5 protein-coding genes are annotated in these 6,016 nt (G+C 68.2%); 4 read left to right on the top strand and 1 reads right to left on the bottom strand.

Annotated elements, in window-relative coordinates:
* Positions 1 to 476 precede the first annotated feature (476 nt).
* Positions 477 to 1,007 (bottom strand): DUF6676 family protein, encoded by a 531-nt coding sequence (locus G6020_RS00695; RefSeq protein ID WP_179525299.1) that lies wholly within the window; start codon positions 1,005 to 1,007, stop codon positions 477 to 479.
* Between the two features lie 251 nt (positions 1,008 to 1,258).
* Here G6020_RS00695 and acnA point away from each other — a divergent pair, with 251 nt between their 5' ends.
* From acnA to G6020_RS00715, 4 genes are all read left to right on the top strand, one after another.
* Complete coding sequence (gene acnA / locus G6020_RS00700; RefSeq protein WP_182609319.1) at positions 1,259 to 4,072, top strand: aconitate hydratase AcnA; 2,814 nt, start codon at positions 1,259 to 1,261, stop codon at positions 4,070 to 4,072.
* Between the two features lie 91 nt (positions 4,073 to 4,163).
* On the top strand, positions 4,164 to 4,733 hold the full coding sequence (locus tag G6020_RS00705) for a TetR/AcrR family transcriptional regulator (RefSeq protein WP_179525301.1): 570 nt from the start codon (positions 4,164 to 4,166) through the stop codon (positions 4,731 to 4,733).
* A 27-nt stretch (positions 4,734 to 4,760) separates the two neighbouring features.
* Positions 4,761 to 5,603 (top strand): aldo/keto reductase, encoded by an 843-nt coding sequence (locus G6020_RS00710; RefSeq protein WP_182609320.1) that lies wholly within the window; start codon positions 4,761 to 4,763, stop codon positions 5,601 to 5,603.
* Positions 5,604 to 5,729: 126 nt separating this feature from the next.
* The coding region (locus G6020_RS00715) for an MFS transporter (protein ID WP_182609321.1) at positions 5,730 to 6,016 on the top strand (287 nt) is incomplete at its 3' end.

Here is a 6,016-nt window from a genome sequence, read left to right on the forward strand (position 1 = left end):
GAGGTCGCCGGGACCTCCTGGGCCGCGACCACCGGTGCGTGGATCACGCCCGACGCGGTGCCCAGGACGAGCGCCGCCGCGAGGAGGGCGCGTCCGGGCGTCCGGACCGGGCCCCGACGTCTCCGCGCTCCCGGAGCGCGGCTTGAAGAATGGTCAGGCTTCACGTTTCACCTTCCGATAACCGCACGAGGATGCGGCTGACCGCGCGACCCGCACGGCGGGACGCGTCGCCGAGGAGGGTGAGGTTCGGGTGATGCCTTCCCCTGCGCCACTAGAGCCTCATACCAACTCGGCAGAACCGATGGTTCCTCTAGCACCGTAGGTCACAGAAGTCCCGTCCGGAACATTGGACGGCAAAATACACTGCTGTAACTCTAATAACGCGAGAAAACCCGACGTGTCGGGCGATGGGGAGAAGAGCGTCCGTCAGCGCAGACGCTGACGGAGATCGTCAGCGCGGGCGCCGCTGGAGGGCGTCAGCGCAGGCGCCGCCGGAGGGCGACGACGAAGGCGACCGCCACGACGATCGCCAGCACGAGCACGACCGCCGAGAACGCGCCCCAGGGCGGGGCGGGGGCGGTGACCTTGTGCGCGAAGACAGAGGCGGAGGCCACCGGGTCGAACTCCTCCCAGGCGTCGTCCTGGCCGGCCTCGAGCTTGTGGCGGGGGATGGTGTCGCTGGAACTGCCGACGAAGACCGGGGTCCGGACCAGGATCGTCCCCTCGTACTCCTCGTTCAGCAGGGCGGCGAGGTCGCGGGCGTCCGTGTAGACGGCGGCCGGGGCCTCGGTGTAGACCACCTTGAGATCGAGCCCGCGGTCCCCCGCCTCGGTGACGACGGTCCGCAGTCCCTCGACGAACGGCTCCGGGGCGGAGACCCCGTCGTCGGCCAGGTCCCGGGACACGGCCTCGAAGTCGAGCCACTGCGGGACCTCGCCCTCCTGCAAGGACATCACCGGCTCGGCCTCGTAGGCGAGCGTGGTCACGGAATCGTCGGAGTTGTCCACGGCCGACATGGTGCCATCTCGTCGTCGTCGAACCGAATACACGCGCCGGACGGCGCGATACCCGCTCCGCGCCCCCCACCTTCGGGCGTGCCGGAACCTATACAGAACGAGCGTACTGGTAAATTGGTGACCGCAACCGGGCGCGAGGGTCCACAATGGGTCCTGTGTCCGCCCCCGGCGTTGCCGCCCGAGACACGCGGCGACACCGGGAGGGATGACGAATCGACATTCACACCACGAGTGGAGCTGACGTGACAGCAAGCATTGACAGCTTTGGCGCCAAGGGGACCCTAGAGGTCGGCGGCCAAGCCTATGAGATCTACCGCCTCTCGGCGGTCGAGGGAGCCGCGAAGCTCCCCTATTCCCTCAAGGTCCTCACCGAGAACCTGCTGCGCACGGAGGACGGCAAGAACGTCACCAAGGCGCACATCGAGGCCCTGGCCGGCTGGGACCCCTCCGCCGAGCCCGACACCGAGATCCAGTTCACGCCCGCCCGCGTGATCATGCAGGACTTCACCGGTGTCCCCTGCATCGTCGACCTCGCCACCATGCGTGAGGCCGTCAAGACCCTCGGTGGCGACCCGGACAAGGTCAACCCCCTCGCGCCGGCCGAGATGGTCATCGACCACTCCGTGATCATCGAGTCCTTCGGTGGTCGCGACTCCTTCGACAAGAACGTCGAGATCGAGTACCAGCGCAACGAGGAGCGGTACCAGTTCCTCCGCTGGGGCCAGGGTGCGTTCGACGACTTCAAGGTCGTCCCCCCGGGTACCGGCATCGTTCACCAGGTCAACATCGAGTACCTGGCGCGCTCCGTGATGGTCCGGAACGGACAGGCCTACCCCGACACCTGCGTGGGCACCGACTCGCATACCACCATGGAGAACGGTCTCGGCGTCCTGGGGTGGGGCGTCGGCGGTATCGAGGCCGAGGCCGCCATGCTCGGCCAGCCCATCTCCATGCTCATCCCCCGCGTCGTGGGCTTCAAGCTCACCGGGTCGATCAAGCCGGGCGTCACCGCCACGGACGTCGTCCTGACGATCACCGAGATGCTGCGCAAGCACGGCGTCGTGGGCAAGTTCGTGGAGTTCTACGGTGCCGGTGTCGCGGCGGTGCCCCTGGCCAACCGCGCCACGATCGGCAACATGAGCCCGGAGTTCGGCTCCACCTGCGCCATGTTCCCGATCGACGGCGAGACCATCGACTACCTGCGCCTGACGGGTCGCGACGAGGAGCAGCTCGCCCTGGTCGAGGCATACGCCAAGGAGCAGGGTATGTGGCTCCACGCCGACGCGGAGGAGCCCGTCTTCTCCGAGTACCTCGAGCTCGACCTGGGCGAGGTCGTCCCGTCGATCGCCGGGCCCAAGCGTCCGCAGGACCGCATCGAGCTGGCCGACTCCAAGAGCGCGTTCCGCAAGGACATCCACAACTACGTGGACGCCGGCGTCGACCCCCTCGGTGACACCGAGAAGGGCCGGATGCAGGCCGAGGGCGGTGCGCCGTCCGACAACGCCGGTACCGCGACCCTCTCGCACGCCGAGGAGGGCTCGGTCCGGGCCGACGCCTCCGCCGGCTCCGAGGGTCGTCCCTCCAAGCCCGTCGAGGTGTCCGTCGACGGCACCGAGATGGTCCTGGACCACGGCATCGTCTCCATCGCCTCGATCACCTCCTGCACCAACACGTCCAACCCGTCGGTGATGATCGGCGCCGGGCTCCTCGCCCGCAAGGCGCACGAGAAGGGCCTCAAGGCCAAGCCGTGGGTCAAGACCTCGATGGCACCGGGGTCGCAGGTCGTCACCGAGTACTACGAGCGCGCCGGACTCTGGCCGGACCTGGAGGCCCTCGGCTTCTACCTCGTGGGCTACGGCTGCACCACCTGCATCGGCAACTCCGGTCCGCTCCCGGAGGAGATCTCCAACGCGATCCAGGAGCACGACCTGACCGCCACCGCGGTGCTGTCCGGCAACCGCAACTTCGAGGGCCGGATCAACCAGGACGTCAAGATGAACTACCTGGCGTCGCCGCCGCTGGTCATCGCGTACTCCATCGCCGGGACCATGGACTTCGACTTCGAGTCCGACTCCCTGGGCAAGGACACCGACGGCAACGACGTCTACCTCAAGGACATCTGGCCCTCCACCGAGGAGATCGAGGAGACCATCAAGGCCTCCATCTCCTCCAAGGAGTACACGTCCAAGTACGCCGACGTCTTCGCCGGTGACGACCGCTGGCGTGGGCTCAGCACCCCGGACGGCAAGACGTTCGAGTGGGACGCCAAGTCGACCTACGTCCGTAAGCCCCCGTACTTCGAGGGGATGCAGATGGAGCTGACCCCGGTCGAGGACGTCAAGGGCGCCCGCGTCCTGGCCAAGCTCGGTGACTCGGTCACCACCGACCACATCTCCCCGGCGTCGACGATCAAGCCGGGTACCCCTGCCGCGCAGTACCTCGACGAGAACGGTGTGTCCCGTCAGGACTACAACTCGTTCGGGTCGCGCCGCGGCAACCACGAGGTCATGATCCGGGGCACGTTCGCCAACATCCGTCTCCAGAACCAGCTGCTGGACGGTGTGACCGGCGGCTACACGCGCGACTTCACGCAGGAGGGCGCCCCGCAGGCGTTCATCTACGACGCCGCGCAGAACTATGCCGCGCAGGGCACGCCGCTCGTGGTGCTCGGTGGCAAGGAGTACGGCACCGGGTCCTCGCGCGACTGGGCGGCCAAGGGCACCAGCCTGCTCGGCGTCAAGGCCGTCATCACCGAGTCGTTCGAGCGCATCCACCGCTCGAACCTCATCGGCATGGGTGTCATGCCGCTGCAGTTCCCCGAGGGAGAGTCGCACGAGACCCTCGGCCTGGACGGCACGGAGACGTTCGACATCACCGGGATCGAGGAGCTGAACAACGGCACCACGCCCAAGACGGTCAAGGTCGTCGCGACCAAGGAGGACGGCTCTAAGGTCGAGTTCGACGCCAAGGTGCGCATCGACACCCCCGGCGAGGCGGAGTACTACCGCAACGGCGGCATCCTGCAGTACGTGCTGCGCAACATGATCAAGGGCTGATCACCTCCACCCCGACGGCGGTGCGCGGTAACTCCTGGTGAGACAGGGAGAACCGCGTACCGCCGTGGTGTATCCGTAGGAAGGTTGTGAGATGCCCAGGGTCAGTCAGGACCACATGGACGCCCGGCGTCGGGAGATCCTGTCGGGGGCGCGCGAGTGCTTTGCCGAGTTCGGGTTCGAGGGCGCCACGGTCCGACGTCTGGAGGAGACGACCGGTCTCAGCCGCGGTGCGATCTTCCACCACTTCGACGACAAGGACGCCCTGTTCCTCGCGTTGGCGCACGACGACGCCGCGGCGATGGCGGCCACGGTGGCCGAGCAGGGTCTGGTCCAGGTGATGCGGGAGATCCTGGCCGACCCCCACGAGTTCTCGTGGCTCGGGACCCGACTGGAGATCGCGCGACGGATCCGCACCGATCCGGCCTTCCGGGAGCGGTGGACCGACCGGCAGGCGGAGCTCGACGAGGCCATTCTCGCCCGCCTGCGGGAGCAGAAGGACTCCGGGAGGATGCGGACGGACGTCCCCGATGACGTGCTGCGCGTCTACCTCGACATCGTGCTCGACGGACTCATCACCCACCTCGCGACAGGGCGCGGCACGGCCCACGTGAGCGCGATGCTCGACCTGGTGGAGGCCTCGCTGCGTACCGGTCGCGAGTGATCCCGGGACGGGCGTACGGTGGGGCGCATGACCGATTCGACACCGCAGATCCCGCTGATCGACCTGGGCGACGGCCGTGCGATCCCCCAGCTCGGCTTCGGTACCTACCAGGTTCCCCCCGCCGACACCGAGAAGGTCGTCTCGGACGCCCTCGAGGCCGGGTACCGGCACCTGGACACGGCCCAGATGTACGGCAACGAGGACGGGGTGGGTCGCGCGATCGCGGCCTCGGGGATCCCGCGTGACGAGCTGTGGCTCACCACCAAGCTCAACAACTCCTTCCACGAGCCCGCCGCCGCCCGCGACTCCGCCGAACGATCGGTCGAGGCTCTCGGCGGCCGTATCGACCTGTTCCTGGTGCACTGGCCGCTCGCGATGCACGACGATGTCGCCCGCGTCTGGGAGGCCATGGAGGGCATCCGCACCGACTACCCGGTGGACTCGATCGGCGTCTCCAACTTCACCCCGGCCAACCTCGCGCGACTGTCCGAGGCGGGCCTCAGCACCCCCACGGTCAACCAGATCGAGTCGAACCCCTACTTCGTCAACGACGAGGTCCGCGCGGCGTGCGCGGACCACGGGATCGCGGTGGAGGCGTGGAGCCCGCTCGCACAGGGCGCGGTCTTCGGCGACCCGCAGCTCACCGCGCTGGCGGAGCAGGTCGACCGCTCGGTCTCGCAGGTGGTGCTGCGGTGGGTGCTCCAGCGCGGGGACATCGTCTTTCCCAAGTCCTCGAGTCCGGAGCGGATGCGCCAGAATCTCGACGTGTTCGACTTCGGGCTGAACGAGGAGCAGATGGCCTCGATATCGTCCCTGCACAACGACACTCGCTCGGGGCCGGACCCGGACACCTTCGACTGGCGCGGCTGAGGCGGGTCCCGGCACACTCCTCATTCCCCATCGCGAAGGCCGTTCCGCACACGTTTCGTGAGAGCCAGGTGCGCGGAACGCTCTTTTCGACGGCGGGAGCGGCCGGGCTCGCCCTAGAGTCTGTCCATGACCACCACACGGGCGCACGGCGAGGCCGCGCGTGACGACGGCCGGTCCGCCGGGCGTCCCTCGGGCCGGATGCTCGCCTCGTACGCCGCCGGCAGCGTGGGCACGGGCGCGTTCAGCACACTGCCGGGGCTGGTACTGGCCTACTACCTCACCGACTCGATCGGGGTCGCCGCCGCGGTGGCGACGGTGCTGGTGCTGGTGCCCAAGGTGATCGACGTGTTGGCCTATCCGCTCATCGGGGCGCTCTCCGATCGCGCCTCGCACCGCACCGGATACCGGACGGG

The sequence above is a fragment of the Dietzia sp. B19 genome, assembly GCF_014145155.1.
GTDB classification, from domain to species: Bacteria; Actinomycetota; Actinomycetes; order Mycobacteriales; family Mycobacteriaceae; genus Dietzia; species Dietzia natronolimnaea.

What these genes read in the sequence shown, in the direction of transcription:
- G6020_RS00705 (WP_179525301.1), top strand. Translation starts at nt 4,164, where the DNA reads ATGCCCAGGGTCAGTCAGGACCACATGGACGCCCGGCGTCGGGAGATC.
- G6020_RS00710 (WP_182609320.1), top strand. Translation starts at nt 4,761, where the DNA reads ATGACCGATTCGACACCGCAGATCCCGCTGATCGACCTGGGCGACGGC.